Raw genomic sequence first — 25,367 nt, forward strand, 5'->3', positions numbered from 1 at the left:
GCCTATGCAAATGGCTCTGGACGAAGCGCGCCGCGCCGCCATGGCGGGTGAGGTGCCGGTGGCGGCGGTGGTGACGGATGCTTCCGGCGCCGTGCTGGCCGTGGCCGCCAACCAGGTGGAAGAGCGGCAAGACCCCACGGCCCATGCGGAGTTTCTGGCGTTGAGCGCGGCGCGGGCGGCGCGCGGGCAGAAATATCTGGCCGATTGCACCCTGACGGTAACGCTGGAACCCTGCGCCTTTTGCGCGGCGGCGGTTGCGGCGCTGCGGGTCGGCCGGCTGGTATTTGGCGCTTACGATCCCAAAACCGGGGCGGTGGAGCATGGGCCGCGCCTTTTTGCCCACGCCACCACGCACCATAAGCCGGAGGTGATCGGCGGGATGCGGGAGCAGGAGTGCGCGGCGTTGTTGAAAGAGTTTTTCGGGGCGAAACGGGATGCCTGATTTTTCGCGTGAAGCGGCGCTGGGTGGGCGCGTGGCTGGGGTGGATGAAGTCGGGCGTGGGCCGTTGGCCGGGCCGGTGCTGGCGGCGGCGGTGGTTCTGCCTGCTGTGCTGCCGGAAAAGCTAACTGCGATGCTGGATGATTCCAAGAAGCTGACACCGAAAAAGCGCGCGGCGGCGCTGTTGGCGTTGCGGGAGTCAAAGGCGGAGATTGGAGTCGGCGCGGCCTCTGTCGCGGAGATTTACAGGCTGAACATCCTGCATGCCTCGTTTCTGGCGATGCGCCGCGCGGTTGCGGCGCTGCCTTTGGTGCCGGACCATGTGCTGGTGGACGGCAATAAGACACCCGGCATTGCCATTCCCTGCACGACGCTGGTGGGCGGGGATGGACTGAGCCTCTCAATCGCGGCGGCATCAATCGTGGCCAAGGAAATCCGAGACAGGCTGATGCGGCAGCTGGATGCGCGTTACCCGCATTATGGCTGGGCAAAGAATGCCGGGTACGCGGCGGCTGTGCATCGCGCCGCAATTCTGGAACACGGTCCCTGCCCGCATCACCGGCGCGGGTTTGGGCCGTTGCTGCAGGATTTTATTTAAAGCGCGCTGCCTTCAACGGGCTGTTTCATCAACGTGGTGGCGGCGGGCACCAGCGTTCCCGGCAAGGACTGGATTTTTGGCTGATATTGCTGCGGTAGAAAGCCGGTGAGCCAAGTGGCGCCTTCCTGCGCCAGCGGCAGAAAGCGGGCATGTGCCACGGGCTGGGGCCAACTTGTGGCCGGTTCTGCCATGCCGAGCGCGATATAGCCAAGAAAGATAATCACGGCCCCGCGCGCGATACCAAAAACCAGCCCCAGTGAATGATCCAGCCCGGACAACGCGGAATCCCGCACGAGCCCGCCGATCAGCGCGCTTAGGATGCTGAGGATGATCAGCGTGATCAGAAACACCGCCGCCATGGCGCCGTAAATGGCGAAATGTGACATGCCGTGCGGCAGCAGAGAGGCGACATAAGGCTGTACTGGGGCGTAAAATTTTAAAGCCGCGAACAGCGCGCCGATCCAGGCGGCAACGCCCAAAACCTCACGCACAAAGCCGCGTACCATCGAGAACACGGCGGAGAGTGCCACGATTCCCAGTATTACCCCATCAACCCAGGTCATTCGCCCTCCTCGCGCTTGGCGCCTGGTTTTTGCCCGGTGGCGATAATACTCACAAGATCTGTCAAATGCCCAATCTCAATCATGGAGAGTGTTTTAGGTACGCTCAGCTTGTTCGTGCCGCCGGCCACGCGTTTTGGCCCGGCGGCACGAGCGAAGCCGAGTTTCGCGGCCTCTTTCAGCCTCAGCTCGGTCTGCGCCACCTGCCGTAATTCGCCCGAGAGGCCGATTTCACCGAAAAATACCATTTCCGGGTCGGTGGGCACGTCCGAGGCGGCGGAGATGAGGGCAGCTGCCACGGCCAGATCCGCCGCGGGCTCATTCACCCGCAAACCGCCCGCGACGTTGAGATACACATCATTCATGGCGAGCTTGAGCCCGCAGCGTGTTTCCAACACCGCCAGCAGCATCGAAAGCCGCCCGGAATCCCAGCCAATGACAGAGCGCCGGGGCGAGCCGCCCGGGTTGGAGGCCAGCAGGCACTGAATTTCCACCAGCACGGGGCGTGAGCCTTCCAACCCCGCCAGCACCGCGCTGCCCGCCACATTGCCGCGCCGCTCCGCCAGAAACAGCGCTGAGGGATTGGCTACCTGCGAGAGCCCCTGGCTGGTCATCTCGAACACGCCGATTTCATCCGTGGCGCCAAAACGGTTTTTCATGCCGCGCAGAATGCGGAACTGGTGGCCCCGGTCGCCTTCAAAATGCAGCACCACGTCCACCATATGCTCCAGTACGCGGGGGCCAGCCAGCGCGCCCTCCTTGGTGACGTGACCCACCAGCAGCAGCGCGAAGCCCTGGGTTTTGGCGGCGCGGATCAGCTCAAACGCGGCGGCGCGGACCTGCGTGACCGAGCCGGGGGCGGAATCAATCCCTTCCGCCCACATGGTCTGGATGGAATCAATCACCACCAAGGCGACTTTGGGGAAATGCGGCAGTGAGGTGAGAATGTCGCCAAGCTGGGTGGCAGCGGCCAGATGCAGGGGGGCGTTGGCTAGGCCCAGCCGCAAGGCGCGCATGCGGATCTGGTCGATGGATTCCTCGCCGGAGATATATACGACCTCCTGTCCGGCTCGGCCCAAGGCCGCGCTGGCCTGGAGCAGCAAGGTGGATTTGCCGATGCCCGGGTCTCCGCCCACCAGCACGACGGACGCGGGCACAAGCCCACCGCCGAGAACACGGTCGAACTCCGTGATGGTGGTGGGTACGCGCGGCGGCGGCGGGGTAATGCCCGCCAACCCAACAAATTCCAGCTTGCTGCCGGTGCGGCGCGCATTGTCTTTCAAACCGCCGGGCAAGGTTTTGGGGGCAGTCTGTTCTTCCAGCGTGTTCCATTCGCCGCACGCCTCGCAACGCCCGGCCCATTTTGGAAATACCGCGCCACAGGCGGTACAGGCATAGGTTTTAACCGGCTTGGCCAAGGTCAGCCCGGCTGCCAGCCATAGGTTTTGGCCAGGAAGGACAGCAATTTCGGCTGTTCCGTCGGCACGATCGACAAAGCGGTGAGCGCGTTGGCCAGAACCGGGGCAGGCTGCAGCGTGATGGAGCTGGCCTCGGCGGCGGCGTGAACGGCTGGGGTTTTCGCGCTGTTCATGGTGGCGCTGCGCCAGAGGGCCACGGCGTTGGGGTCGGTCAGGCGCGGCAGCACCAGCATGAAATCCAGCCGCGCGGCGGCGGCAGCGGCCTCATAGGTGGAATCCAGCAACGGGCTGACCGCGGGGCCCAGTGCGGTAGGCAAGGCCAGGCCAGGGAATAGCGGGTCTGGCCCTGCCGTGCCGCCAGGGCCAGGCGCGCCGATGCAGAAAGCAGGCACCGCGCCGGAGGCGAGCAGCGGGGTAATGTCCTCCGGCACGCCCTCGCCACAGATAAACACGGCATCCACCGTACCGGCGATAAAGGCGCGGATTTTCTCCGCGCTATCATGTAGCCCAAAGATGGGCGCGGTGGGGATGCCTAGCCGGGCCAGTGCCAGCAGCGCGGCGATGTCGTTGCTTTGCAGTCCCGCCGCGCCCATCCGCAGCGGGGCCATTTTTTGCAGCGTGTTGAGCGTGGGCACCGTGCCCTTGGGGCCGCGCAGCATCAGCACGCCGGAATTGCAGCCCGCCAGCAGCGGGGTCCAATGGGTGGGGTCGTAGTGAACCCGTGAATCCCCGGTGAGGTAAGCAATTAGCGTGACGCCAGGCAGGATGGCGCCGTTGTGCCCATCTGGTACCAGCAGCGCATCCAGCCGGTTGGCGCCGGTAACGCCATCCAGCCCGCCGATGGGTTCAGCCACGACGTTCGGTGTGCCGGGAAATGTGTCCGACATGGCAAGGGCGAAGGCACTACCCCAGCGGCTGGTCTGGCCGCCTTTTGGCCCCGCCACCAGCAGGGTAATCGGGCGCTGCGCGGTCTGGGCCAGCGCGTTGTTTGGTAGCAGGGCCGCCGCGCCCAGCGCACCGAGCAAATGCCGGCGTTTCATCTTGGTCGGACTCCGCCTTGTCTCGAAGTCTGGGAGATTACGCACGGCCAGGGTTTCGTCAATTGTCGTACTGGACCAAGGTCTCGACCGGGACATCCAGCTTGTCCCGCCCGTGTAGGAAGGTAAGTTCGATCACGGCGGCGGCGGCGGCAACTTCAGCGCCCACATTTTGCAGCAGCTTGATGCCAGCCGCCATGGTGCCGCCGGTGGCCAACAAATCATCCACCACCACCACGCGCGCGCCGGGCTCAACTGCGTCGGCCTGAATCTCGATACGGTCGGTGCCGTATTCCAGCGCGTAATCCAGCCCCACGGTGGCGCCGGGCAGTTTGCCGGGCTTGCGCAACATCACGAACCCGCAGCCCAGCTTCAGTGCCAGCGGCGCGGCCAGCAGGAAGCCACGGCTTTCCACACCGGCCAAAACGGTGGGGTGATAAGCCCGCACGCGGTTGGCCATACGGCCCATCGCCACCTGCCAGGCATCGGCGTCCCGGAGCAGGGTTGAAATATCGTAAAAGAGAATCCCGGGTTTCGGGAAATCCGGGATACCGCGAATGTGATCTTTGAGGTCCATGATGAGGTTCCTATAAACGACCCGTGCCGTGCGGCAAATTTTGGGCCTCATTGTGCCAGGATGCGGCACTGTCATGATCTGTCTGCCGCGCTGCCACCCAGAGCGTTTCGCCGCCGGTGGTTTCCTCGGCCTTCCAGAAGGGGGCGCGGGTTTTCAGCTGGTCGATCAGATAGGCGGTGGCGGCCAGCGCGGCGGCGCGGTGGGCGCTGGCGGTGGCGGTGAATACGATATTTTGCCCCGGCAGCAGCAGCCCGACGCGGTGAATGATGACGCAGCCGGTCAGGGGCCAGCGCGTTGCGGCCTCGTCCGCCAGTTTTTCCAGCGCGGCTTCGGTCATGCCGGGATAATGTTCCAGTCGCAGGGCGGCCAGCGTGCCTGTCTCATTCTGCCGGACGATACCGGTGAAGCTGGCAATGCCGCCGGTCGCGCCATTGTTTAATGAGGCAAGTAGCGCGCCTGAGTCGAAATCCTGCTCTTGAACCGCCACTAGCCGCACGGGTCAGCCTCCGGTTACGGGCGGGAAGAACGCGATCTCTCGCACGCCCTCTAGGGATGAGTCGAGCGGGCAGAATTCCTGGTTGATCGCACAGCGGATCAATTTCTCATCCGCGAAGGCCGCCGCGTACCCGGCCCCCTGGCCACGCAGCCAGCCAACCAAGGCTCGGGCGGTGGTTATGGTTGAGGGGGGTGTCAGCTCCTCGCCGGTTTTGCCGATGCGTTCGCGCAGCCAGGCAAAATAGAGGATTTGCATGGGCGGCCTAGCGCGCGTCGCCAGGGGTGGCGGGAATCGGCACGGTTTGACCGTCTTGCGTGGGGTAAAGCGCGCCCCCGACGGTCACGTTCTCAGCGCCGTTGATATGGCCTTTCGGACCAGGCGGATATGGCGAGGGCAGGGAGGGAATATATCCCTGGCCCAGCGGCAGCGAGGCGTTTTGTTCCACTTGGCTGAGGGTCGGGAAGGGCTTGACCGGGCCGGGCCAGACATCCCCGGCCTGGACTTGCAGCGGCGTGATGGCCGGGCTGTCGCCCAGGGCGCGCTGGGCGGTTTCGCTATTGGCGACAGGGGCGTTGGGGTTGCCCCCGGGCCAGACCGAATGCTCCAGGAAGGTTCCCCCGCCGGCGCAACTAGTGAGGGAAAGAGCGGCCAACAGGGCAAGGGGGATGCGCAAAGACTCTGCTCCTTCAGCGATTGCAGGGCTTGTTTAACTCAAGCTGTTGAATCAGGAAATCCGCGATTACGCGCGGTTGATCAAGCGGGAGAGCGGGGACGGGACAATCCGGCAGCGTTTCGTCCGTGGCGATGGCCAGAAGATGAGTGTCCGGCCAGGGGGCGGGCTTACCAAGGCTGGGCCGATAAACCGCAAGGCGCGGGATGGGCTCTTGCTTGAATCCCTCCACCAGCACCAGATCAACCGGCAGCAGCCGGCGCAGCAGTGTCTCCAGCTGCGCGGGTGTGCGGGAGAATAACGCAAAGCCGCCTTCGGTGGTTAAAATAACCTCCTGCGCGCCTGCCTCGGCATGGCGGAAACTGTCCTTGCCGGGCTTGTCCAGCGTCACGTTATGATGCGCGTGTTTGAGGCTGGAAACGCTGAGCCCCCGCGCCTTGAACAGCGGAATCAAGGCAGTGATGAGCGTGGTTTTACCCGCGCCAGACCAGCCAGAGATGGCGAGAATGGTCAAATTGCGTCAGGGGGCGGGATGGTTCACGCCCGCATGGCGCAGCCCGGCGGTGAGATAGTCCCAGCCGGTAATCAGCGTGAGCACGGCGGCGAGCCAGAGCATGACAAAGCCGATGCCGCCCACCGGCAGCCCGCCCAGTCCCATGAAACGCGCGCCCTGGTCGCCCAGCAGCAGTAGGCCAAGGGCTACCATTTGCACGCCGGTTTTCCATTTCGCGAGCTTGGTGACCGGCAGTCCGATGCGGATGCCCGCCAGATATTCCCGCAGGCCGGAGACCAAAATCTCCCGCAGCATGATCACGATGGCGGGATAAATACCGTAAGAAGGCATGTGGTTGAAGCCGACCAGGCACATCAGCGTGGCGCCGATCAGCAGCTTGTCGGCAATCGGGTCCAGCATCCGCCCGAAATCCGACAGTTGGGCGCGTTCACGGGCCAGCTTGCCGTCCAGATAATCGGTGATGCCCGCTAGGGTGAACAGCAGGGCTGCACCAAAATCCGCCCAAGGGGCGCCAATCGCCTCCAGCAGCACCAGGAGGGGAATGGCGCAGATGCGCGAAAGGGTCAGCAGATTGGGCAGGTCGGTCAGCATCGCGGACACACCCTAGCGGGGATTTCGCGTGGGCGGAACCGCTAGAACGGCGTCGAAACGCTTTAAAGCATCGGCCCCCGCGTGCAGGGCGGCTGATTCCAGGGCGTGGTAGGCGGCCAGTAGCTCCTCACCCAATGCGGTGAGCCGGGCGCCGCCATGGCTGGCGCCACCCTTGGCGGTTTCCACCAGAGGGGCGGTGAAGCTGTTGTTCAAGGACTCAACTAGGTTCCAGGCGCGCTTATAGCTCATGCCCATGCGCCGCCCGGCTGCGGCTATGGAACCGGTTTCAGCGATCGACGCCAGCAACTCCGCCCGCCCTGGGCCCATCACGACGCCCTGGGCGCTATTTAGCCGCAGGCGCAGCTTGAGGGTTTGGTCTTCGGCCATGGTTTCATTTAAGCACGGGCCGGATTTGACCGTCACCCGGGCTGTACGATATGTTTTCATGAACATATCGGAGGTCCGCCATGCCTGTTTCGCGCCGTTTGCTGCTTGCCGCCTCACTGGCCTTGTCCGCCGCATCGCGTGCTTTCGCAGGGGAGAGCATCACCGTTGCCTACGCCGGATCGATGGGAAGATTGATGGATCAGGGGCTCAATCCCGCCTTTACCGCCGCGACCGGAACAGCGGTGCATGGCATTGGCCATGGCGCGGTGGCGCTGGCGCATCTAATCTCCGGCGGGGCGATGAAGCCGGATGTCTTTGTGCCCGTGTCCGCCGGTCCGGCGAAGATTGTGCGCGCGGCTGGGCTGGCGGACAAAGCGGTGCCGGTGGCCAGCACCTCCATGGTTCTGGCCTATTCGCCGTTCTCCAAATTCGCAACGCGGTTCAAGGCCGCCAAGGGGGCGGACTGGACAAAGATCTTCCTGGATCCGGCCATCCGCCTGGGTCGCACCGACCCCACCGCCGACCCGCAGGGGCGATATGTGCTGTTCGCCCTGCAACTGGCCGGGATTTATTACAAAATCCCGAGTTTCGCGGCGAAGGTGGCGGGGGCGGTGCTCAACCCCGCGCAGATTTTCGCAGAGCCTTCCTTGCTGGCGCGGTTGGAGGCCGGGCAGATTGACGCGACGCTGGGGTATAAGAGCGCCGTGGTTTCGCAGCAGTTGCCGTTTATTGAGCTGCCGGACGCGGTTAATCTCTCCAACCCCGCTCTGGCCAAAAGCGTGTATGACCAGGCCAGCCTGACCCTGAAGGAGAAGAATGGCCAGACTAGAACCATCCATCCCAGTCCGCTGGTATTCTACGCCATGGCGCTGAAGGCGGCGTCTGACCCGAAGGCGGCGGCGGAATATGTCGCGTTCCTGGCCGGGTCGGATGGGCAGGCTATCTTCAAGCGTTACGGGTATGGGTTGGGATTGGGCCGCGCGATCTGACGTGCTGCGCGCCGCCTTCCTGCTGTTTGTGCTGATGTTTCTGGCCTTGCCGCTCTCCGGCCTGTTCGCCAGTGGCGTGGCGTGGCAGGGCGCGTGGCTGAGCGCGCAGGACTGGGCGTCCATCGCCACCTCGCTGTTGGGGGGCGCGCTGGCTATGCTGGTGATTTTGCTGTTGGGCACGCCGCTGGCGTTTTATCTGGCCCGGCATCGCGGGCGGTGGGTGATGCTGGCGGAGGCGATTGTGCTGATGCCGATGCTGATGCCAACTCTGGCGCTAGGGATTTTGCTGTCGGTGGTGTACGGCCCGGCGGCGCCGCTGGGACGGGCGTTTGGGGCGCTGGGCGTGGTGCTGACCAACACCCCGGCGGCGTTTCTGCTGGCCACCATTTATGCAGCGCTGCCGACTTACGTGATCGCCGCGCGCGGGGCGATTGCCCAGGTACCCGAGGATTATGAGGAACTGGCGCGCACGCTGGGTGACCCGCTATGGAAGGCCCGGCTGCGTGTGACCCTGCCGTTGGCGGGCCGGGGACTCTCCGCCGCTTTGTCGTTGGCCTGGGTGCGGGCGCTGGGCGAATTCGGGGTGATTTTGATCGTCGCCTATTATCCGGCCGGGATGCCGGTGCAGCTATGGACGGATGTGCAGGATCTCGGGTTGCAGGCGGTGTTTCCGCTGGTGGTGGTGTTTCTGCTGGTCACGCTGCCGGTGCCGCTTTGGCTGGGACTCAAGGCTCGCGCGGCGTGAACAGCATCGAGATCGACTACACGCTGCCCGCGCCGGTTTGTATGCGGGCGTGTTTTACGGTGCGCGGCTTTACCACGTTGCTGGGGCGCTCGGGCGTTGGCAAAACATCTCTGTTGCGGGCTTTGGCCGGGCTGTTGCCGGGGCAGGGCACGCCTTGGGGCGGCTTGGCGCCAGAGCGGCGGCCCATCGGCTATCTGCCGCAGCACACTTTGCTGTTTCCGCATCTCTCGGTGCTGGAAAACACCGCTTATGCCCTAAGACGGCCGGAACGACTAACCCAGGCGCGGGCCTTGCTGGATGGGTTGGGGCTGGCCCCGTTGGCCGCGCGCCGGCCGGATGAATTGTCCGGCGGCCAGGCCAAGCGTGTGGCGCTGGCCAGGGCCCTGGCGCATGGGGCGAAATTATTGCTGCTGGACGAACCCTCCGCCGGGCTGGACACGATGACCCGTGACGCCACACTGGACTGGCTGGCGAACATCGCCGCCACCCGCGGGATTCCGGTGCTGGCGGCCACGCATGACCATGACGTGGCTGCCCGGGCGGACCAAGTGGCGCTACTCGCGGAGGGGCGCATTATCCAACACGGCCCGGCGCGGGCGGTGTTTTCCGCCCCGGCCAGCCGCGTGGCGGCGGAACTGCTGGGATATGACAATATTTTTGAACGCGGCGGCGCGCTCTGGGCTGCCCATGCCGGGGCCATCCGTCTGGACCCGGCGGGGGCTTATTTCCGGGTGCGGGCCGTGCGGGAGACCGGCACGGGGCTGCGCCTGATATGCGGTCCGGACCCCTGCCTGACGGTGGAGTTGCCGCAGGGCCGGGCGGCGGATTACCCGCCCGGCGCGCAAATCCGGCTCAGCCTGACGGGCGCTGTGCGGCTGGGCTGAGGCTCAGGCGGCGCGGGTGACGCGCTTGATGAAGGCAGAGAGATGGTGGCGGCGCATCTCGGCCTTCGCCTTGGTGCTGGTGGTCATGTAGTTCATCTGTACCACATAGCGCTGGCCAATAAATTGTTTGTGACCATGCCAAGTGGACGGGCCGTTGGGAAAAACCAGCAGCGTGCCATCCACGGGGGGCACTTCCTTGGCGTAATTATCCAGATTTTGCCCATCCCGCAGCAGCCGTAGGCAGCCTTCATGCCGGGCCCAGGCCACACCATTGCCGGGGTTAAGATACAGTAAAATGGTGACGCGCTTAGCCGAAGAGTCAGTATGGATTTGCCCGTCCTGCGCGCCGGAATTGCCACGCAGCGTGGTCATCAGCGGCGCGCCCTGTAAATCCAGTCCGAATTTTTCGGCCACGATGACACGGAACTCCTCGCCTTCCAGCGCCGCGATGGCCGCTTTCGCCGCCGGGCCCAGTTTCAGCGCCCTGATAGGAAAACTGCCGCGCCCTTTCATGGGCGGTAAATCCGCAACCACAGCGGGCAATGCGTCCGGCGTAATAAAGTGCTCCAGCAGGATATGGGAAAAAGGCTCGGTTGAAACCGCGGCCGCGCGAAGGGCGCGGAAATTCGCGACATCCATGGGTTGTATCCTTGTGCAGCAAGGGCAAAGCGTTGGGGCCAGAGGTAGGCGCTTCCCCCGTCTCGTGCAAGGCGCCATGCAAGCGGGCGGGTTGCTGCGCCGCATCAGGGCGCGCAATATGCGGCCCCGTATGTCCAAGTTGGAAAAAATTGAACCCGGCGTCATGGCGGCGTACCGCACCCGCGTCGCGGCCGGGCTTTTGAAACACGACCCCGCGCAAGCCGTGGCGGCCGAGCATTTGCAGGATCTCTGGGCCAAGCTGCGCGGCTATGACCCGAACCCGAAACAGCCGCCCAATGGCTGGTTTGCCCGTATGTTGCGCCGCAAGCCGGTGGATGAGGTGCAAGACCACCCGAACGGGCTTTATATTGTCGGTGAGGTCGGGCGCGGCAAATCCATGCTGATGGATCTGTTTTTCGAAGCGGCGGAGGTGCCGCGCAAGAAACGCATCCATTTCCATGACTTCATGCAGCAGGCGCACCGGCGCTTCCATGAAATCAAACGCAACCCGGCCATCGACGACCCGATTCCTCCTCTGGCGGACCTGATCGCGGGAGAGGCGGCGCTGCTGTGTTTCGATGAGTTCCAGGTGCATGACATTGTGGATGCGATGATCCTGGGGCGGCTGTTCGAGGCGCTGTTCGCCCGGCAGGTGGTGGTGGTGGCCACCTCCAACACGTTGCCGGATAATCTGTATGAAGGGAAACCGGGGCGCGATGCATTCCTGCCGTTCATCGACCTACTCAAGAAACGCCTGGATGTGCTGGTGCTGGAGTCAGAGCAGGATTACCGGCGCGGTCGCGAACATGGGTTGAAGGCCTGGGTGGTGCCCGCCGACAGCCGCGGTGATGCGGCGATTGACCGGGTATTTGAGCATCTAACCGAAGGGCACACCCCGAAATCCGAGACCCTGCTGATCCAGGGCCGCAAGCTGAATGTGCCGCTGGCCGCCAATGGGGTGGCGCGGTTCGATTTTGAGGCGCTGTGCAAGGTGGCGCTCGGGCCGGGGGATTATCTGGCTATCGCCACCCATTTTCACACGCTTTTGATCGACGGGATCCCCCGGCTGTCGCCGGATAATTTTGACGAGGCCCGGCGCTTCGTCACGCTGATCGACGCGCTTTATGAGCATCGGTGCAAGCTCTACGCTTCAGCCGCCGCGTACCCGGATGATTTGTACCGGGCCGGTGAGGGCGCTTCGATCTTTGAGCGGACCGCGTCCCGACTCGAAGAGATGCAGAGCGAAACCTATCTCGCTCTGCCGCATCTGACATAACATGCAATGAAAGGACGTTTTTTGGCCTTTTAGGCCTTTCGCGATGCACAATGCTGCTTGCCGGGCTGGATGAATGGGAGTAGCACCCCCGGCAACGCCCCCTTTGTAACCTTAAAGACAGGTAGGCAAACTCCACATGAACATACATGAATACCAGGGCAAGGAACTGCTGAAGGCCTATGGCGTCGCGGTTCTGGACGGCTACGTGGCCTGGACGCCCGAGGAAGCGGTGGACGCCGCCAAGAAGCTTCCCGGCCCCGTCTATGTCGTGAAATCCCAGATCCACGCAGGTGGCCGCGGTGCGGGCAAGTTCAAGGACGACCCGAACGGCAAGGGCGGTGTGCGCTTGGCCAAGAGCCTGGACGAAGTCCGTGAGGCCGCCGCCGCGATGATCGGCAACACGCTGATCACCAAGCAGACCGGCGCTGCCGGCCGCCTAGTCCGTCGCGTTTATGTGGAAGCAGGCTGCGACATCAAGCGCGAGCTGTATCTCTCCCTGCTGATCGACCGTTCGGTTTCCGAGATCGTCGTGATGGCCTCCACCGAGGGTGGCATGGAGATTGAGGAAGTCGCCGAGCACAACCCGGAGAAAATCCTCCGCGCGCCGATTGACCCGGCCTCCGGAATTTCCGGCTTCCATGCCCGCAAGCTGGCGTTCGGCCTGGGCCTTGAGGGCAAGCAGGTTGGTACCTTCACCAAGTTCCTGATTGCTATGTACAATGCCTACACGGCGCTGGACGCGGCGATTATCGAGATCAACCCGCTGGTTGTCACCGGCTCCGGCGAGATCTACGCGCTGGATGCCAAAGTGTCTTTCGACGATAACGCCTTGTACCGCCACCCCGAGATCGAGGCGCTGCGCGACGAAGGTGAGGAAGACCCGAAGGAGCTGGAAGCCAATAAGTACTCGCTCTCCTACGTGGCGCTTGATGGTAATATCGGCTGCATGGTGAACGGTGCGGGCCTGGCCATGGCGACCATGGACATCATCAAGCTCTACGGCGCCGAGCCCGCGAACTTCCTCGACGTTGGCGGCGGTGCTACCAAAGAGCGTGTGACTGCGGCGTTCAAGATCATTCTGTCCGACCCGAACGTCGAGGGCATTCTGGTAAACATCTTCGGCGGCATCATGCGTTGTGACGTGATCGCGGAAGGTGTAATCGCGGCGGCGCGCGAAGTATCGCTCTCTGTGCCGCTGGTGGTGCGCCTTGAGGGCACCAACGTGCAGCTTGGCAAAGACATCATGGCCAAGTCCGGCCTGCCCATCATCCCTGCTGACAACTTGGCCGATGCGGCCGAAAAGATCGTCAAAGCCGTGAAGGAAGCTGCGTAATGGCCGTTCTCGTCAATAAGGAAACCAAGGTCATCACCCAGGGCTTCACCGGCGCCCAAGGTACCTTCCACTCCGAGCAGGCGCTGGCTTACGGAACCAAGGTTGTTGGCGGCGTGACCCCCGGCAAGGGCGGCCAGATGCATCTGGACCTGCCGGTGTTCAACACGGTTGAGGAAGCCGTGGCCAAGACCGGCGCCAATGCCTCCGCCATCTATGTGCCTCCGCCGTTCGCGGCTGACTCCATCCTGGAAGCCATCGATGCGGGCGTTGAGCTGATCGTCTGCATCACCGAGGGTATTCCGGTGCTGGACATGGTGAAAGTTAAGCGCGCGCTGTGCGGTTCTAAGTCCCGTCTGGTGGGCCCGAACTGCCCCGGTGTGATCACCCCGGATGAGTGCAAGATCGGTATTATGCCGGGCCACATCCATAAGCGCGGCTCCATCGGCATCGTCTCCCGCTCTGGTACCCTCACTTATGAGGCCGTGGCGCAGACCACCGCCGCCGGGCTTGGCCAGTCCACCTGCGTGGGCATTGGCGGCGACCCGGTGAAGGGCACTGACTTCATCGAGGTGCTGGATATGTTCCTGCATGACGATGAGACCCAGGCGATTATCATGATCGGCGAAATTGGTGGTCCCTCCGAGATCGACGGCGCGGAATTCCTGGCCAAGCACAAGATCAAGAAGCCGGTTGTGGGCTTCATCGCTGGCGCCACCGCACCTCCGGGCCGCCGCATGGGCCATGCAGGTGCCGTGATCTCCGGTGGTAAGGACACCGCCCAGGCGAAGATCGCAGCCATGAAGGAAGCGGGTATCTTCGTTGCGGACAGCCCGGCTTCGCTGGGCAGCACCATGCTGAAGGCTCTGAGCGCCTGATTTTCTTGCCCCATGGCGGTCACGCCATGGGGTTTTTTTCGGCCTGTTGCCCAGCCTGGGGCAGTTGCAGCGCAACCATGCGCGTTCAGCAACCCAGCCCCATTGCTACGGGTAACGGTACAATAACGCCAGTGCCTTATATGCCCCGCAAGAAGGTACTGAATGGCGCACAGCTGGAAGGTTCGTTGTGCTGTCGGAGCATTGGGCTCGATAGGAGAGGATAGGTTTATGGCCGGTGTGGACGTAATTGCGACGGCGATGAATGGCGCGAACGCTCAGTTCATTGCGCAGCTTTATGCGAAATGGGTCGAATCCCCCAGTTCCATTGACCCTGATTTCGCCGCCCTGTTTGCGGCGTTGGATGACGACACTCGTGCCATCTTCACGGATGCGTCCGGTGCCTCCTGGGCGCCTCGCCCCTCCGTGTTCGAGACCGTGAGCGCCGAGGCCGCGCCAAAGCAGGCTAAGCCCAGCACTGCCGCCCCGGCCGAGACCCGCGCGGCGACGCTGGATTCCATCCGCGCCCTCATGCTCATCCGCGCCTACCGCGTGCGAGGGCACTTGGAAGCGCAGCTCGACCCGCTGCACCTTAAAGGCAAGGCCTATCATTCCGAGCTCGATCCCGCCTCGTATGGCTTCACCGAAGCCGCTGATTTCGACCGCCCGATCTTCCTGGACGGCGTGCTGGGCTTTGAGACCGCCACTCTCAAGGAAGTGATGGCCGCGCTGCGCAAATCCTATTGCGGCGAGATTGGCGTTGAGTTCATGCACATCCAGGACCCGGCGCAGAAAAGCTGGATCCAGCGCAAGATTGAAGGCGCGCCCTGGCTCTCCGTTTACGACAAGAAGGCCAAGGCGAAGATCCTGAAGCAGCTCACGGAAGCTGACTCCTTCGAGACCTTCTGCCAGAAGCGCTTTGTCGGCACTAAGCGCTTCGGGCTTGAGGGCGGTGAGAGCACCATTCCCGCGCTGCACGCAATCATCGAGGCTGCCGCTGCCAAGGGCGTGCGCGAGGTGGCTATCGGCATGCCGCATCGCGGTCGCCTGAATACCCTTGTGAATATCGTCAAGAAGCCGCTGGTGGCTTTGTTTTCCGAATTCGGGGGCAATTCCTTCAAGCCGGATGACGTGCAAGGCTCCGGCGACGTGAAATACCATCTCGGCACCTCGACTGATCTGGTGATCAACGGCAACCAGCTTCACCTCTCCTTGCAGCCCAACCCCTCGCATCTTGAGGCAGTGGACCCGGTGGTGGTCGGTAAGATCCGCGCGCGCATGGATATGGCGGGCGATACCAGCCGCAAATCCGCCGTGGCGATTCAGATGCATGGCGACGCTGCCTTCGCTGGCCAGGGGCTAGTGTATGAAACATTGGCGATGAGCCAGCTCATCGGCTACCGCACCGGAGGGTCCGTGCATCTGGTAGTGAACAACCAGATTGGCTTCACCACGGTTCCGGCCCACGCCTTCTCCGGCATGTACTGCACGGACGTTGCTAAGTCCGTCCAGGCGCCGATTTTCCATGTGAATGGCGATAACCCAGAAGCCGTGGTTTATGCCGCGCAGATCGCCGCTGAGTTCCGCTGCGAGTTCTCAACCGACGTGGTGATCGACCTCGTCTGCTATCGCCGTCATGGCCATAACGAGAATGACGAGCCGGCATTTACTCAGCCGATCATGTATAAGGCGATCCGCGCACTGAAGACCACCCGCGCCCTTTATGCCGAGAAGTTGGAGCAGGAAGGTTCCGTGACCGCCGATGAGGCGAAAGCGATCCTGGATGATTACGCCAAGGAGCTGGAAGCCGCTTACGAAGGTGCCAAGGACTACAAGGTCAACAAGGCGGATTGGCTGGAAGGCCATTGGGCCGGGCTGAAGCAGGCCGGTGACGATGGTGAGCAGCATGACGGTGTCACTGCCGCCCCGATGGAGCAGCTTCAGCAAGTGGGCAAGGCGCTCTACACCCCGCCGCAGGACTTCAACCTGAACCCGAAGATCGCCCGCCAACTCGACGCCAAGAAGCAGATGTTCGAGACCGGCGAAGGGCTGGACTGGGCCACCGGTGAAGCCCTGGCCTTCGGCACCTTGCAACTGGATGGCCACCGCGTGCGCCTCTCGGGCGAGGACGTGCAGCGCGGCACCTTCTCCCAGCGCCATGCGGTGCTGGTGGACCAGACCAACCAGAATGAATATGTGCCGCTGAACAATATCGATGAAAACCAGGCGCGTATCGAGATCTTCAACTCGCTGCTCTCTGAGGTCGGTGTGCTGGGCTTCGAGTATGGCTACACCGTGGCCGACCCCTCCACACTGGTGCTGTGGGAAGCGCAGTTTGGCGACTTCGCCAATGGTGCGCAGGTGATCATCGACCAGTTTATCGCCGCCGGTGAAACCAAGTGGTTGCGCATGTCCGGTTTGGTGATGCTGCTGCCGCATGGGCAGGAAGGTCAGGGGCCGGAGCACTCCTCCGCCCGCCCTGAGCGTTATCTGCAGCTTTGCGCTGAGAACAACATCATCGTTGGCAACATCTCCACCCCGGCCAACTATTTCCACGCGCTGCGCCGCCAGATGAAGCGGAACTACCGCAAACCGCTGATCCTAATGACGCCGAAATCTCTGCTGCGCCACAAGCTATGCGTGTCGCCGCTGACGGATTTCGCGGAAGGCACCAGCTTCAAGTTCGTGATCCCCGAGATCGACACGCTGGTGGCGCCCGACCAGGTGAAGCGCGTGGTGATTTGCTCCGGTAAGGTCTATTACGACCTGCTGGCCGAGCGCCGCGAGCGGGGCATCAAGGATGTCGCCATCGTGCGTCTGGAGCAATATTACCCCTTTCCGGCGAAGGCGCTCAAAGCTGCGATCGCGGACTACAAGAACGCGGAAGTGGTATGGTGCCAGGAGGAGCCCGAGAATAATGGCGCCTGGTTCTTCGTTGACCGCCGTATCGAAAAAGTGCTCACCGCGCTGGGCAACGCCGCGACGCGCCCCCGCTACGTGGGCCGCGTACCCATGGCGTCTCCCGCCGCTGGTCTGGCTAAGGCTTTTGCCGCTGAGCAAGCTGCCCTGGTCAACGAGGCGCTTACCGTTTAACCCCTCCCATACGACAAAAAAGCAGGAGTTTCCATGTCGGCCGATATAAAGGTTCCCACGCTTGGCGAGAGTGTCGCCTCCGCCACCATCGCCCGCTGGATCAAGAAGGTTGGCGAGGCCGTTGCCGCGGACGAGCCCATCGTCGAGTTGGAGACGGATAAGGTCACCGTTGAGGTGAACGCGCCGGAAGCTGGCGTGATCTCCGAAATCGCCGCTGAGGAAGGGGCCGAGGTTGTGCCCGGCGATCTGTTGGGCCGTGTGGACGCAAACGGTGCCGCCGCGCCGAAGAAAGAGCCCGCTGAAGTTTCCGCCCCCAAGACCGGCGTGAACGCCCAGCAGGAAGCTCCCGGCCCGGTGGCCCGTCCTGGCGTGGGCGCCCTGCCCGCCGCCGCCAAGATGATGGCCGAGAAGAACGTGAACCCGGCCGATGTGTCTGGCACCGCCAAAGATGGCCGCATCTCCAAGGGTGACGTTCTGGCCTTCGTGAACAAGCCCGCTGCTGCCCAGGGCGCGCCCGCCGCCAAGGCGCCGCGCACCGCCGATGTGCGCGAGGAGCGGGTGAAGATGACCCGCCTGCGTAAGACCATCGCCAACCGGCTGAAGGAAGCGCAGAACACCGCCGCCATGCTCACCACCTTCAACGAGGTGGATATGAGCGCGGTGATGGGCCTGCGCGCCTCCTACCGCGACACCTTCGAGAAGAAGCACAAAGGCATCCGCCTGGGCTTTAACGGCTTCTTTGTGAAGGCGGTATGCGCGGCGCTGGCTGAGTTTCCGGCGGTGAATGCCGAGATCGACGGTGACGAGATCGTCTATAAGAACTTCGTGAACATGGGTATTGCCGTTGGCGGTGCGAATGGTCTCGTGGTGCCGGTGATCCGCGACGCGGAGACCAAGTCAATCGCCGAGATTGAAGCCGAGATCTCCGGTTTCGCCAAGCGCGCCAAGGAAGGCACGCTGAAGCTGGAGGAACTGTCCGGCGGCTCCTTCTCCATCACCAATGGTGGTGTGTATGGCTCACTGATGAGCACGCCGATCATCAACCCGCCGCAGTCCGGTATTCTTGGCATGCACAAGATCCAGGAGCGCCCGGTGGTGGTGGACGGCAAAATCGAAATCCGCCCGATGATGTATCTGGCGCTGTCTTACGATCACCGTATCGTCGATGGCCGCGAGGCGGTTTCCTTCCTGGTCCGCGTGAAGGAAAGCATTGAGGATCCTCGTCGCCTGCTGCTGGCGATCTAAGACGAAGAAAGGTCCCGTAAGGGGTCTTTCTTATTGCGGAAAGTTTTGTGGACGCTTGTTACAAAAACGGCGTCTCACAAGCTTCCGTTAACATACTAGTGCATTGGCGCTTTCATAAGATTCACATTTTTGGCCGGGCATGCGAATCTTGTGACATGTCCTAAACCGTCAGTGTCATCGTCCCTGTGGAAGATCGCGAGCGACTGCTCGCCATTATCGGCGACCGTAACCGCCCGCTGAAGGATGTCCAGCGGGCGAAGATCGTTTTGTTCTCGATTGAACGCTTACCGGCGCTTGAAGTGACACGCAAGCTGGCTCAGTGCGTCCCGCCGTATGGCGCTGGCAACAAAGATACGGCGAGCAAGGCGTCGATGGGCTCCTGCATGACAAGACGCGCAAACCCGGCAAGATGCCGCTGTCCGCCACGACCATCGCGAAAGTACTGGAGCCGACCTGTTCGGAATCTCCCGGAGAAGCCACCCATTGGACCGGCCGCGCGATGGCCAGGGCGTTCAACATTTCGCTTCGAGCCGTCCAGCGCCTATGGGCGGCCCATCGTCTGCAACCCCACCGCTTGCGCACATTCAAACGCTCCAGCGATCCAAAATTCGCCGAGAAGGTCGAGGACGTCGTTGGCCTTTACATGGATCCGCCGGCTCACGCCGTCGTCGTCTCCATCGACGAGAAAAGCCAAATCCAAGCGCTCGACCGCACTCAGCCGGGCTTGCCGCTCAAGCAAGGAAAATGCGGAACGATGACCCATGACTACAAGCGCAATGGCACGGCGACGCTCTTTGCTGCGTTGAATATTCTTGATGGGACGATCATCGGACGCTGCATGAAGCAGCATCGACATCAAGAATTCATTCGCTTTCTCAACGCCGTCGAACGGAACGTGCCGGCTGGCAAAGCCATCCACGCCATCGTCGACAATTATGCCGCCCACAAACATCCCGAGGTTCTCGAACGGCTTACGAACCACCCGCGATGGACGTTCCATTTCACGCCAACCTCAGCGTCGCGGCTCAATGCCGTCGAAGGATTTTTCTCGATCATTACCCGCCGCAAAATCCGCCGAGGCGTCTTCAAATCCGTTGCGGATCTCGAAGTCGCCATCAAGCGCTACATCAAAGCGTACAACAAGAATTCCAACCCATTTGTCTGGACCGCAACGGCGGCATCGACCTTCGAAAAGCTCAGTCAAATCACTGAATCATCCGAATGAGTCAGTGCACTAGCTCTCGCGTCGGCACCAGATTATCCATGAAACGCTGCGCGCAGGCCCGCCAGGAGAAACATTCCGCATAGGGGCGGCAATTGGTCCGGTCTATGTCTAAAGCCTTAAGGCAAGCGGTGCGTAAATCATCATCTAGCGCGCCAACTGGCACCGGCGCTTCGCCCAAAATATCTTTCGGCCCGGTCACCGGATAAGCCGCCACCGTCAAGCCCGAGGCCAGGGCTTCCAGCACCACCAGCCCGAATGTGTCGGTTTTGGACGGGAACACGAATACATCTGCCCCAGCATAAGCCGCCGCCAGGGCCGCGCCGTGCCGGGCGCCCACAAAATGTGCCGTAGGAAATTCAGCTTCCAGCGCCTTACGCTGCGGCCCGTCGCCCACGACCAGCTTTGAGCCGGGCAGGTCTAGCGCCAAAAAGGCCCGCAAATTCTTCTCCACCGCCACTCGGCCGACATAAGCAAAGATTGGGTGCGGGAAGGGCCAGTCCTCACGCGGTTTGGGGCTGAACGCTTCCAAATCCACACCGCGCGACCAAGGGCGAAGATTTCTGAACCCGCGCCCCGCCAGCTCTTCCCGCAACGATTGTGTGGCCACCATCACGCCCGCGCTCGCCCCATGAAAATGGCGTAGCCAGGCGTAGGTAAGGCGTGCCGGGATAAGCGTGCGTGCCTCAAGATATTCCGCAAAGCGCGTGTGAAAGGCGGTGGTGAAACGTAGCCCCTTTTTCTTTGCGTAAGCGCGCGCCGCCATACCCAGTGGGCCTTCAGTGGCTACGTGCAGTGCGTCGGGCTGGAAGTCTGCGATGATCTTCGCCAGCTTTTTGCCCGGCAGCAGCGCCAGCCGGATTTCCGGGTAAGAGGGCATGGGCATGGTGTTGAACCGGTCCGGCCCTACCACCTCCACAATTTTGCCCATGGCCCGCAGTTCCGCTGTTACGGTTCGCATGGTCCGCACCACCCCGTTCACCTGCGGTTCCCAGGCGTCGGAAATGATCAGGATGCGTTTCAGGCCCGCGAAAGCGAGTGACGTCTCAGGCTCAGGCTGATAGCGCACGCGCTGTGGCACCCTCTGGCGTGGCGGCGGGGGGGAGTTTCGGCGCCGGACGGGCCAGCATGGAGAGCTTTTGCCGCGCCACCCAGTCCACCAGTTCCAGCCGGCCGTCGAAATGCTCGACCAGGGCGGTGCAGCTTTCCACCCAATCGCCGTCATTCAGGTACATTACGCCGTTCACCGGGCGCATTTCGGCATGGTGGATGTGCCCGCACACCACACCGTCGAACCCGCGAGCCTTGGCGTCGTCGGCCAGTGCGGTTTCGAACCGGTCTATGGCTTTGACCGCTTCCTTCACTTGCAATTTCAGCCAGGCGGAGAGCGACCAGTACGGGTAGCCAAGCCGGCTCCGCACAATATTGAAATATCGGTTCACCGTTAGGGCGGCGGTGTAGGCCCAGTCGCCCAGAAGCGCCAGCAGCTTGGCATGGCGAACCACGCTGTCGAACATATCGCCATGGGTGATGAGCAGGCGCTTGCCATCTGCCGTGGTATGCTCGGCTTCCATTTGCAGCTTGATGCCGCAGATCTCGATGCCGAGGCTGATATATTTGCGCAGCATCTCGTCATGATTGCCGGGCACATACACAACATTCGTGCCCGCGCGGGCGGCCTTCAGCACCAAGCGCAGCACCTCGTCATGGTGCTTGTCCCAGAACCAGGAGCGTTTCAGCCGCCAGCCATCGATAATGTCGCCGACCAGGAATAGATTTTCACATTTATTCTGTTTGAGAAAATCCGCGAGGAATTCTGCGCGGCAACCCCGGGTGCCCAAATGGACGTCGGAGATGAAGACGCTGCGGTAAGCCGTCTGTGCCGGATGGGGCTGGCTGAATGCGTTCATGGCAGGTGAAATAGTCTGTTACTCCGCGCCGGAGACAGTGAAGTTTCCATGACGAGAGCTGCAAAATCTAAAAATTTCTTTGTCTTGTTTGTGTCATTTCGTTGTCATTCCAACGCCATCTGTTTGGGGTATTAAGGGCGTTTGTGAAACGCGCCGGAGCCTGTTGAGTTGTTGGTCATTTTCAATCCCGTTGCCGGGCGGCGTCGTGCCGCCTCGTTGTGGCATGTGCTGGACCTGCTGGTCGAAAACGGGGTGAAAATCGAAGTGGCGGAAACCCAATATGCTGGCCATGCGACGGAGCTGGCGCGGGAGGCGGCGCGAGACGGGGCTTTCATGGTCGTGGCCGCCGGCGGGGATGGCACCATCGCGGAGGTGGCGAATGGCCTGCTTGGCTCAGAGACGGCGTTGGGTATCATTCCGCTGGGCACGGCGAATGTACTGGCCAAGGAATATCGCTTGTCCACCAGCGCGCGCGGTATCGCCAATACGTTGGCCTATAAGCGTTGCAGGCGGCTGTGGCCGGGGGTGGCGCAGCTGCAGGGGCAAACCCCGCATGTGTTCGTACAGATGCTGGGGCTGGGGTTTGATGGCGCGGTGGTGAAGGGCGTACGGCCATTGCTCAAACGGGCCATCGGCAAGGGGGCGTATGTCTGGCAATCCTTGTGGGAGTCCGTGGCTTATGGCTTTCCGCTCGTGCGCGTAACGGTGGATGGGATGGCACATCAGGCCGCGAGCGTAGTGGTCAGCAAGGGGCGGCTTTATGGCGGGCCTTATCTGCTGGCGCCGGAAGCCCACCCGGAGGCACCGGGCTTTCAGGTGGTCCTGTTTGAAAAGCCAGGCACTTGGCCCGCCTTGCTCACCGGCGCGGCGCTGCCTCTGGGGTTGTTGCCGCGTTGCCCAGGGGTGCGCGTGGTCAGCGGCAGCCATGTGGAATTCGCTGTCCCAAATGAGGGCATTTTGACCCAGGCTGACGGGGATGCGTTATCTGCCACGCCATGCGGCGTTATCAGTGCTGAAGCGCCAATTTCCCTGATTGTGGGTTAGGCGGCCAAAGGGCTTGACGGGGCGGGCGAGAGTTCTATGGGAAGCCAGCCCCCAAAGAAGGAGACCAAAGAGATGAAAACCCCCGTGCGCGTTGCCGTGACTGGTGCCGCTGGCCAGATCGGCTATGCCATTCTGTTCCGTATCGCCAATGGCGATCTGCTCGGTAAGGATACGCCAGTTATCCTGAATCTCCTGGACCTGCCGCAGGCGCAGAAGGCGCTCAACGGTGTCATCATGGAACTCAATGACTGCGCCTTCCCGCTACTGCAAAGCGTGAGCCCGAGTGACGACCCGCGCGTGGCGTTCAAGGATGCGGACATCGCCATCCTCATCGGCTCCCGCCCCCGTGGCCCCGGCATGGAGCGCCGCGACCTTCTGGCCGCCAATGCCGAGATATTCAAGGTTCAGGGTAAGGCGCTGAACGATGTCGCCAAGCGCGACGTGAAGGTGCTTGTGGTCGGCAACCCAGCCAACACCAACGCTTACATCGCCATGAAGTCCGCCCCGGATCTGCCGAAGGAGAACTTCACCGCGATGCTGCGCCTCGACCATAACCGCGCGGTTTCCATGCTGGCCGAGAAGTCCGGTGTGGCGGTGAAGGATATCGAGAAAGTGGCCGTGTGGGGCAACCACTCCCCCACCATGTATGCCGACTACCGCAACGCCACTGGCGCCGGTAAGCCGATGCCCGAGATCATCAACGACGAAGCTTGGTACAAGGACACGTACCTCTCCGCCGTTGGCAAGCGCGGTGCCGCCATCATCGAGGCACGTGGCTTGTCCTCCGCCGCTTCTGCCGCCAATGCCGCCATCGACCATGTACGCGACTGGGTGTTGGGCTCCAACGGCCGCTGGGTTTCCATGGGCATCCCCTCCGATGGTGACTATGGCGTGCCCGAGGACGTGATGTTCGGCGTGCCCTGCACCTGCGAGAACGGCAAATATACCCGCGTGAAGGGGATTGAGATGGACGAGTTCTCCAAGGGCCGCGTTCAGCACACGCTGAACGAGTTGCTGGAAGAACAGGCCGCCGTGGCCGACCTGCTGAAGTAAGTTTCGGCCGGTACGTCGATATAAGAAGGCTCTCCCGACCACGGGAGGGCCTTTTTCTTTTTGCATAAGGCAGTTGGCGGCGCGGCAAGGGGTTTGGTAGGGGGAAGATGTGGGAAATTCCATCGGCCTGATGTTTGGCTTGCCGGGGCAGGGGATGCATCTGCATCTTGATGCCTTATCCCTGCTGTTTGGCTGCATTTTGCTGCCGCAGGTGGTGGCGGCGGCGGTGGCGGGCATGCGGGCCTCGGTGGCGTTCTGGGTGTTTGTGCTGGGCATGGCGCTGGCGTTACTGGCGGGTGATCAGTTTACCCTGATCTTCGGGTTCGAGCTGATGAGTGCCGCCTCTTGGCTGCTGGTGCTGCAAGGCGACCGCAAACCCGCCACGCTTTACGCCGGAATCGCGATTTTCTCAGGCGCCTGCCTGATCCCTGCTTTGTTTTTACCAGCCTCCTCGCTGGCGTTTGTGTTGATCGCGCTGGGAGCGGGGGCTAAGGCGGGGCTGGCGCCGTTGCATAGCTGGTTGCCTCGCGCGCATCCTGCCCCTCCGGCGGGCGTCTCGGCGTTGATGTCAGGCGGCATGGTGAAGGTCGCGCTTTATGTGCTCATTCGCTACGCTTTCATCAATCTGGCCTCGGCGCAACAGCCATGGTGGGGCGAGGCGCTGGTGGCGGCGGGGGCGCTTTCTGTCCTGATCGGCGCGTTGCGGGCGGTGCTGGAGGTGGAACTGAAAACAGCTCTGGCCTGCTCCACCGTTGAGCATGTGGGGCTCATCGCCGTGGGGCTGGGGCTCGCCCTTTATGCCAAGGCCAGCGGCGATGCCGCCTTGGCCGGCGTGGCGTTGCAGGCGGCCCTGCTCTGCGCGGTGGCGCATGGGCTGTTCAAGCCGCTGCTGTTTATCGGTGCCGGAGAGGTGAAGCACGCCACCGGCACCACCTCGTTGAATTGGCTGGGCGGGCTGATGCGTGGGATGCCAAGGCTTGGCGCGTTGATGCTGCTGGGGCTGGTGGGGATGGGGGCGCTGCCGCTGGGGCCCGGCTTCGCGCCGGAGTTTCTGCTGTTTCATGCGGTTATCGGCGCGGCGGCAACGGGCGGGATTCTGGCGCGGATCGGGTTTTCTGCCCTGCTGGCGGTGCTGGGCATAGGGGCGGCGCTGGCGTTGGCGGCGGCGGTGCGGATTATCGGACTGGGGTTTTTGGGCCGCCCGCGCAGCCTGCATGCGGCGGCGGCGGAAGATCTACGGCGCGGCCCGCTTGTGGCTATGGTGCTGCTAGGCGCGCTGAACGTTCCCGTGGCGCTGGTGCCGGGGTTGCTTTTGCAGCTGATGAGTCCTGTTATTCTACTGTTGGCCCCGCAGGCGCACACCTTACCGCTGACCTATGCACCACTGACATTGTTAATCCTGGCCGGGTTCGCGGCCCTGGCGGCGGGGTTTGTGCAGACACGCTGGGGCGTGCGCGGCCTGCAGGAAGCGCCGGCCTGGAATGGCGGCTTTGGCCGCCCGCCCGCCTGGTTGCCTTTTGGCGACCCGCACACCCAGGTTAGCGCTACCGGCTTTGCCGAGCCGGTGATGCGCGTGATGGGCAAGGGCCTGCTGGGGGTGTCCAAGACCGACCCGGCAGAACGCTTTCTGTTCGTCCCGCTGTTCAGGGTCCAGACGCGTTTGGTCCGCCTGGCTGAACGTGTACGCCGCGCCACCATCCGGGAGCGTCTGGCCTTTGTGTTCACGGTGTTGGTGGTGTTCCTGCTGGTGCTAGGGCTGGGGGAGGGCGGCTGAG

26 protein-coding genes and 1 pseudogene are annotated in these 25,367 nt (G+C 62.7%); 14 read left to right on the forward strand and 13 right to left on the reverse strand.

Annotated features, from left to right (window positions below; genetic code table 11):
* The first annotated feature begins 4 nt into the window (after window positions 1–4).
* Together BUB54_RS06630 and BUB54_RS06635 are read left to right on the forward strand one after the other, a co-directional pair.
* Complete coding sequence (locus tag BUB54_RS06630; protein ID WP_082075727.1) at window positions 5–442, forward strand: nucleoside deaminase; 438 nt, start codon at window positions 5–7, stop codon at window positions 440–442.
* Complete coding sequence (locus BUB54_RS06635; RefSeq protein ID WP_048879664.1) at window positions 435–1,037, forward strand: ribonuclease HII; 603 nt, start codon at window positions 435–437, stop codon at window positions 1,035–1,037. Before BUB54_RS06630 ends, BUB54_RS06635 begins: the two co-directional genes overlap by 8 nt.
* Here BUB54_RS06635 and BUB54_RS06640 read toward each other — a convergent pair.
* Genes BUB54_RS06640 through BUB54_RS06685 form a run of 10 tightly spaced genes read right to left on the reverse strand, consistent with a single transcriptional unit; the run spans window position 1,034 to window position 7,347 of the window.
* Window positions 1,034–1,600 carry a CvpA family protein gene (locus BUB54_RS06640; protein ID WP_048879663.1) on the reverse strand — a complete coding sequence of 189 codons (567 nt, stop codon included), beginning with the start codon at window positions 1,598–1,600 and terminating at the stop codon, window positions 1,034–1,036. The two genes, BUB54_RS06635 and BUB54_RS06640, sit on opposite strands and share 4 nt — an antisense overlap.
* A complete protein-coding gene (radA, locus tag BUB54_RS06645; protein ID WP_048879662.1) occupies window positions 1,597–3,015 on the reverse strand; it encodes a DNA repair protein RadA in 1,419 nt (472 codons plus the stop codon). The genes BUB54_RS06640 and radA overlap by 4 nt, the downstream gene beginning before the upstream one ends.
* 2 nt (window positions 3,016–3,017) lie before the next feature.
* Window positions 3,018–4,055 (reverse strand): hypothetical protein, encoded by a 1,038-nt coding sequence (locus BUB54_RS06650; protein WP_048879661.1) that lies wholly within the window; start codon window positions 4,053–4,055, stop codon window positions 3,018–3,020.
* 58 nt (window positions 4,056–4,113) lie between these two features.
* Window positions 4,114–4,629 carry an adenine phosphoribosyltransferase gene (locus BUB54_RS06655; RefSeq protein WP_048879660.1) on the reverse strand — a complete coding sequence of 172 codons (516 nt, stop codon included), beginning with the start codon at window positions 4,627–4,629 and terminating at the stop codon, window positions 4,114–4,116.
* A gap of 10 nt (window positions 4,630–4,639) precedes the next feature.
* The gene (locus BUB54_RS06660) at window positions 4,640–5,125 is read right to left on the reverse strand and encodes a molybdenum cofactor biosynthesis protein MoaE (protein WP_048879659.1); all 486 of its coding nucleotides are present in this window, start codon (window positions 5,123–5,125) and stop codon (window positions 4,640–4,642) included.
* 3 nt (window positions 5,126–5,128) lie between these two features.
* Window positions 5,129–5,380 carry a molybdopterin converting factor subunit 1 gene (gene moaD / locus BUB54_RS06665; RefSeq protein ID WP_048879658.1) on the reverse strand — a complete coding sequence of 84 codons (252 nt, stop codon included), beginning with the start codon at window positions 5,378–5,380 and terminating at the stop codon, window positions 5,129–5,131.
* 7 nt (window positions 5,381–5,387) lie between these two features.
* Entirely contained in the window at window positions 5,388–5,798 is a 411-nt protein-coding gene (locus BUB54_RS06670) for a hypothetical protein (RefSeq protein ID WP_048879657.1), read from the reverse strand.
* 13 nt (window positions 5,799–5,811) lie between these two features.
* Entirely contained in the window at window positions 5,812–6,309 is a 498-nt protein-coding gene (gene mobB / locus BUB54_RS06675; RefSeq protein ID WP_048879656.1) for a molybdopterin-guanine dinucleotide biosynthesis protein B, read from the reverse strand.
* A 6-nt stretch (window positions 6,310–6,315) separates the two neighbouring features.
* Window positions 6,316–6,900: a CDP-diacylglycerol--glycerol-3-phosphate 3-phosphatidyltransferase gene (gene pgsA / locus BUB54_RS06680; RefSeq protein ID WP_048879655.1), complete on the reverse strand. Its 585-nt coding sequence runs from the start codon at window positions 6,898–6,900 to the stop codon at window positions 6,316–6,318.
* A 12-nt stretch (window positions 6,901–6,912) separates the two neighbouring features.
* Window positions 6,913–7,347: a winged helix-turn-helix domain-containing protein gene (locus tag BUB54_RS06685; protein WP_244890756.1), complete on the reverse strand. Its 435-nt coding sequence runs from the start codon at window positions 7,345–7,347 to the stop codon at window positions 6,913–6,915.
* A gap of 20 nt (window positions 7,348–7,367) precedes the next feature.
* Between BUB54_RS06685 and BUB54_RS06690 the strand changes: the two genes are divergently transcribed.
* Genes BUB54_RS06690 through BUB54_RS06700 form a run of 3 tightly spaced genes read left to right on the forward strand, consistent with a single transcriptional unit; the run spans window position 7,368 to window position 9,905 of the window.
* The gene (locus BUB54_RS06690; RefSeq protein ID WP_048879654.1) at window positions 7,368–8,276 is read left to right on the forward strand and encodes an extracellular solute-binding protein; all 909 of its coding nucleotides are present in this window, start codon (window positions 7,368–7,370) and stop codon (window positions 8,274–8,276) included.
* Window positions 8,248–9,021, forward strand: coding sequence for an ABC transporter permease subunit (locus BUB54_RS06695; RefSeq protein ID WP_048879653.1), 774 nt, complete (start codon window positions 8,248–8,250; stop codon window positions 9,019–9,021). Before BUB54_RS06690 ends, BUB54_RS06695 begins: the two co-directional genes overlap by 29 nt.
* Window positions 9,018–9,905, forward strand: coding sequence for an ABC transporter ATP-binding protein (locus BUB54_RS06700; protein WP_052948415.1), 888 nt, complete (start codon window positions 9,018–9,020; stop codon window positions 9,903–9,905). Before BUB54_RS06695 ends, BUB54_RS06700 begins: the two co-directional genes overlap by 4 nt.
* 3 nt (window positions 9,906–9,908) lie before the next feature.
* Here BUB54_RS06700 and BUB54_RS06705 read toward each other — a convergent pair whose 3' ends face one another.
* Window positions 9,909–10,544: a 2OG-Fe(II) oxygenase gene (locus BUB54_RS06705; protein WP_048879652.1), complete on the reverse strand. Its 636-nt coding sequence runs from the start codon at window positions 10,542–10,544 to the stop codon at window positions 9,909–9,911.
* Window positions 10,545–10,707: 163 nt separating this feature from the next.
* On the opposite strand from BUB54_RS06705, the gene zapE reads away from it, so the two are divergent.
* The 6 genes and pseudogenes from zapE (at window position 10,708) to BUB54_RS06735 (ending at window position 19,588) form a co-directional block, all read left to right on the forward strand.
* Window positions 10,708–11,820 (forward strand): cell division protein ZapE, encoded by a 1,113-nt coding sequence (zapE, locus tag BUB54_RS06710; RefSeq protein ID WP_175556476.1) that lies wholly within the window; start codon window positions 10,708–10,710, stop codon window positions 11,818–11,820.
* 136 nt (window positions 11,821–11,956) lie between these two features.
* Window positions 11,957–13,153 (forward strand): ADP-forming succinate--CoA ligase subunit beta, encoded by a 1,197-nt coding sequence (gene sucC / locus BUB54_RS06715; RefSeq protein WP_048879651.1) that lies wholly within the window; start codon window positions 11,957–11,959, stop codon window positions 13,151–13,153.
* Window positions 13,153–14,028, forward strand: a complete 876-nt coding sequence (sucD, locus tag BUB54_RS06720; protein WP_048879650.1) for a succinate--CoA ligase subunit alpha — start codon at window positions 13,153–13,155, stop codon at window positions 14,026–14,028. Before sucC ends, sucD begins: the two co-directional genes overlap by 1 nt.
* A 228-nt stretch (window positions 14,029–14,256) precedes the next feature.
* On the forward strand, window positions 14,257–17,118 hold the full coding sequence (locus BUB54_RS06725; RefSeq protein ID WP_048879649.1) for a 2-oxoglutarate dehydrogenase E1 component: 2,862 nt from the start codon (window positions 14,257–14,259) through the stop codon (window positions 17,116–17,118).
* A 33-nt stretch (window positions 17,119–17,151) separates the two neighbouring features.
* Window positions 17,152–18,363: a 2-oxoglutarate dehydrogenase complex dihydrolipoyllysine-residue succinyltransferase gene (odhB, locus tag BUB54_RS06730; RefSeq protein ID WP_048879648.1), complete on the forward strand. Its 1,212-nt coding sequence runs from the start codon at window positions 17,152–17,154 to the stop codon at window positions 18,361–18,363.
* Window positions 18,364–18,539: 176 nt separating this feature from the next.
* Window positions 18,540–19,588: pseudogene (locus BUB54_RS06735) on the forward strand (IS630 family transposase).
* Window position 19,589: 1 nt separating this feature from the next.
* Here the strand turns inward: BUB54_RS06735 and BUB54_RS06740 are convergent.
* Both BUB54_RS06740 and BUB54_RS06745 read right to left on the reverse strand, forming a co-directional pair.
* Window positions 19,590–20,654, reverse strand: coding sequence for a glycosyltransferase family 4 protein (locus tag BUB54_RS06740; RefSeq protein ID WP_048879708.1), 1,065 nt, complete (start codon window positions 20,652–20,654; stop codon window positions 19,590–19,592).
* Window positions 20,638–21,495 (reverse strand): UDP-2,3-diacylglucosamine diphosphatase, encoded by an 858-nt coding sequence (locus tag BUB54_RS06745; protein ID WP_048879647.1) that lies wholly within the window; start codon window positions 21,493–21,495, stop codon window positions 20,638–20,640. The genes BUB54_RS06740 and BUB54_RS06745 overlap by 17 nt, the downstream gene beginning before the upstream one ends.
* A 168-nt stretch (window positions 21,496–21,663) precedes the next feature.
* On the opposite strand from BUB54_RS06745, the gene BUB54_RS06750 reads away from it, so the two are divergent.
* The 3 genes from BUB54_RS06750 (at window position 21,664) to BUB54_RS06760 (ending at window position 25,366) form a co-directional block, all read left to right on the forward strand.
* Window positions 21,664–22,539 carry a diacylglycerol/lipid kinase family protein gene (locus BUB54_RS06750; RefSeq protein WP_052948414.1) on the forward strand — a complete coding sequence of 292 codons (876 nt, stop codon included), beginning with the start codon at window positions 21,664–21,666 and terminating at the stop codon, window positions 22,537–22,539.
* Between the two features lie 72 nt (window positions 22,540–22,611).
* Complete coding sequence (locus BUB54_RS06755; RefSeq protein ID WP_048879706.1) at window positions 22,612–23,592, forward strand: malate dehydrogenase; 981 nt, start codon at window positions 22,612–22,614, stop codon at window positions 23,590–23,592.
* Window positions 23,593–23,701: 109 nt separating this feature from the next.
* Entirely contained in the window at window positions 23,702–25,366 is a 1,665-nt protein-coding gene (locus BUB54_RS06760) for a proton-conducting transporter transmembrane domain-containing protein (RefSeq protein WP_048879646.1), read from the forward strand.
* Window position 25,367 lies beyond the last annotated feature (1 nt).

Source organism: Acidocella aminolytica 101 = DSM 11237 (assembly GCF_900129125.1).
GTDB lineage: Bacteria > Pseudomonadota > Alphaproteobacteria > Acetobacterales > Acetobacteraceae > Acidocella > Acidocella aminolytica.

Bases quoted from the DNA above. Each gene is read 5' to 3' on its own strand.
- BUB54_RS06650 (WP_048879661.1), bottom strand. From the start codon at position 4,055: ATGAAACGCCGGCATTTGCTCGGTGCGCTGGGCGCGGCGGCCCTGCTA.
- odhB (WP_048879648.1), top strand. From the start codon at position 17,152: ATGTCGGCCGATATAAAGGTTCCCACGCTTGGCGAGAGTGTCGCCTCC.
- BUB54_RS06690 (WP_048879654.1), top strand. From the start codon at position 7,368: ATGCCTGTTTCGCGCCGTTTGCTGCTTGCCGCCTCACTGGCCTTGTCC.
- BUB54_RS06630 (WP_082075727.1), top strand. From the start codon at position 5: ATGCAAATGGCTCTGGACGAAGCGCGCCGCGCCGCCATGGCGGGTGAG.
- BUB54_RS06640 (WP_048879663.1), bottom strand. From the start codon at position 1,600: ATGACCTGGGTTGATGGGGTAATACTGGGAATCGTGGCACTCTCCGCC.
- pgsA (WP_048879655.1), bottom strand. From the start codon at position 6,900: ATGCTGACCGACCTGCCCAATCTGCTGACCCTTTCGCGCATCTGCGCC.
- BUB54_RS06725 (WP_048879649.1), top strand. From the start codon at position 14,257: ATGGCCGGTGTGGACGTAATTGCGACGGCGATGAATGGCGCGAACGCT.
- BUB54_RS06635 (WP_048879664.1), top strand. From the start codon at position 435: ATGCCTGATTTTTCGCGTGAAGCGGCGCTGGGTGGGCGCGTGGCTGGG.
- BUB54_RS06695 (WP_048879653.1), top strand. From the start codon at position 8,248: ATGGGTTGGGATTGGGCCGCGCGATCTGACGTGCTGCGCGCCGCCTTC.
- BUB54_RS06755 (WP_048879706.1), top strand. From the start codon at position 22,612: ATGAAAACCCCCGTGCGCGTTGCCGTGACTGGTGCCGCTGGCCAGATC.
- sucC (WP_048879651.1), top strand. From the start codon at position 11,957: ATGAACATACATGAATACCAGGGCAAGGAACTGCTGAAGGCCTATGGC.
- BUB54_RS06685 (WP_244890756.1), bottom strand. From the start codon at position 7,347: ATGAAAACATATCGTACAGCCCGGGTGACGGTCAAATCCGGCCCGTGC.
- BUB54_RS06705 (WP_048879652.1), bottom strand. From the start codon at position 10,544: ATGGATGTCGCGAATTTCCGCGCCCTTCGCGCGGCCGCGGTTTCAACC.
- BUB54_RS06655 (WP_048879660.1), bottom strand. From the start codon at position 4,629: ATGGACCTCAAAGATCACATTCGCGGTATCCCGGATTTCCCGAAACCC.
- BUB54_RS06745 (WP_048879647.1), bottom strand. From the start codon at position 21,495: ATGAACGCATTCAGCCAGCCCCATCCGGCACAGACGGCTTACCGCAGC.
- zapE (WP_175556476.1), top strand. From the start codon at position 10,708: ATGGCGGCGTACCGCACCCGCGTCGCGGCCGGGCTTTTGAAACACGAC.
- moaD (WP_048879658.1), bottom strand. From the start codon at position 5,380: ATGCAAATCCTCTATTTTGCCTGGCTGCGCGAACGCATCGGCAAAACC.
- sucD (WP_048879650.1), top strand. From the start codon at position 13,153: ATGGCCGTTCTCGTCAATAAGGAAACCAAGGTCATCACCCAGGGCTTC.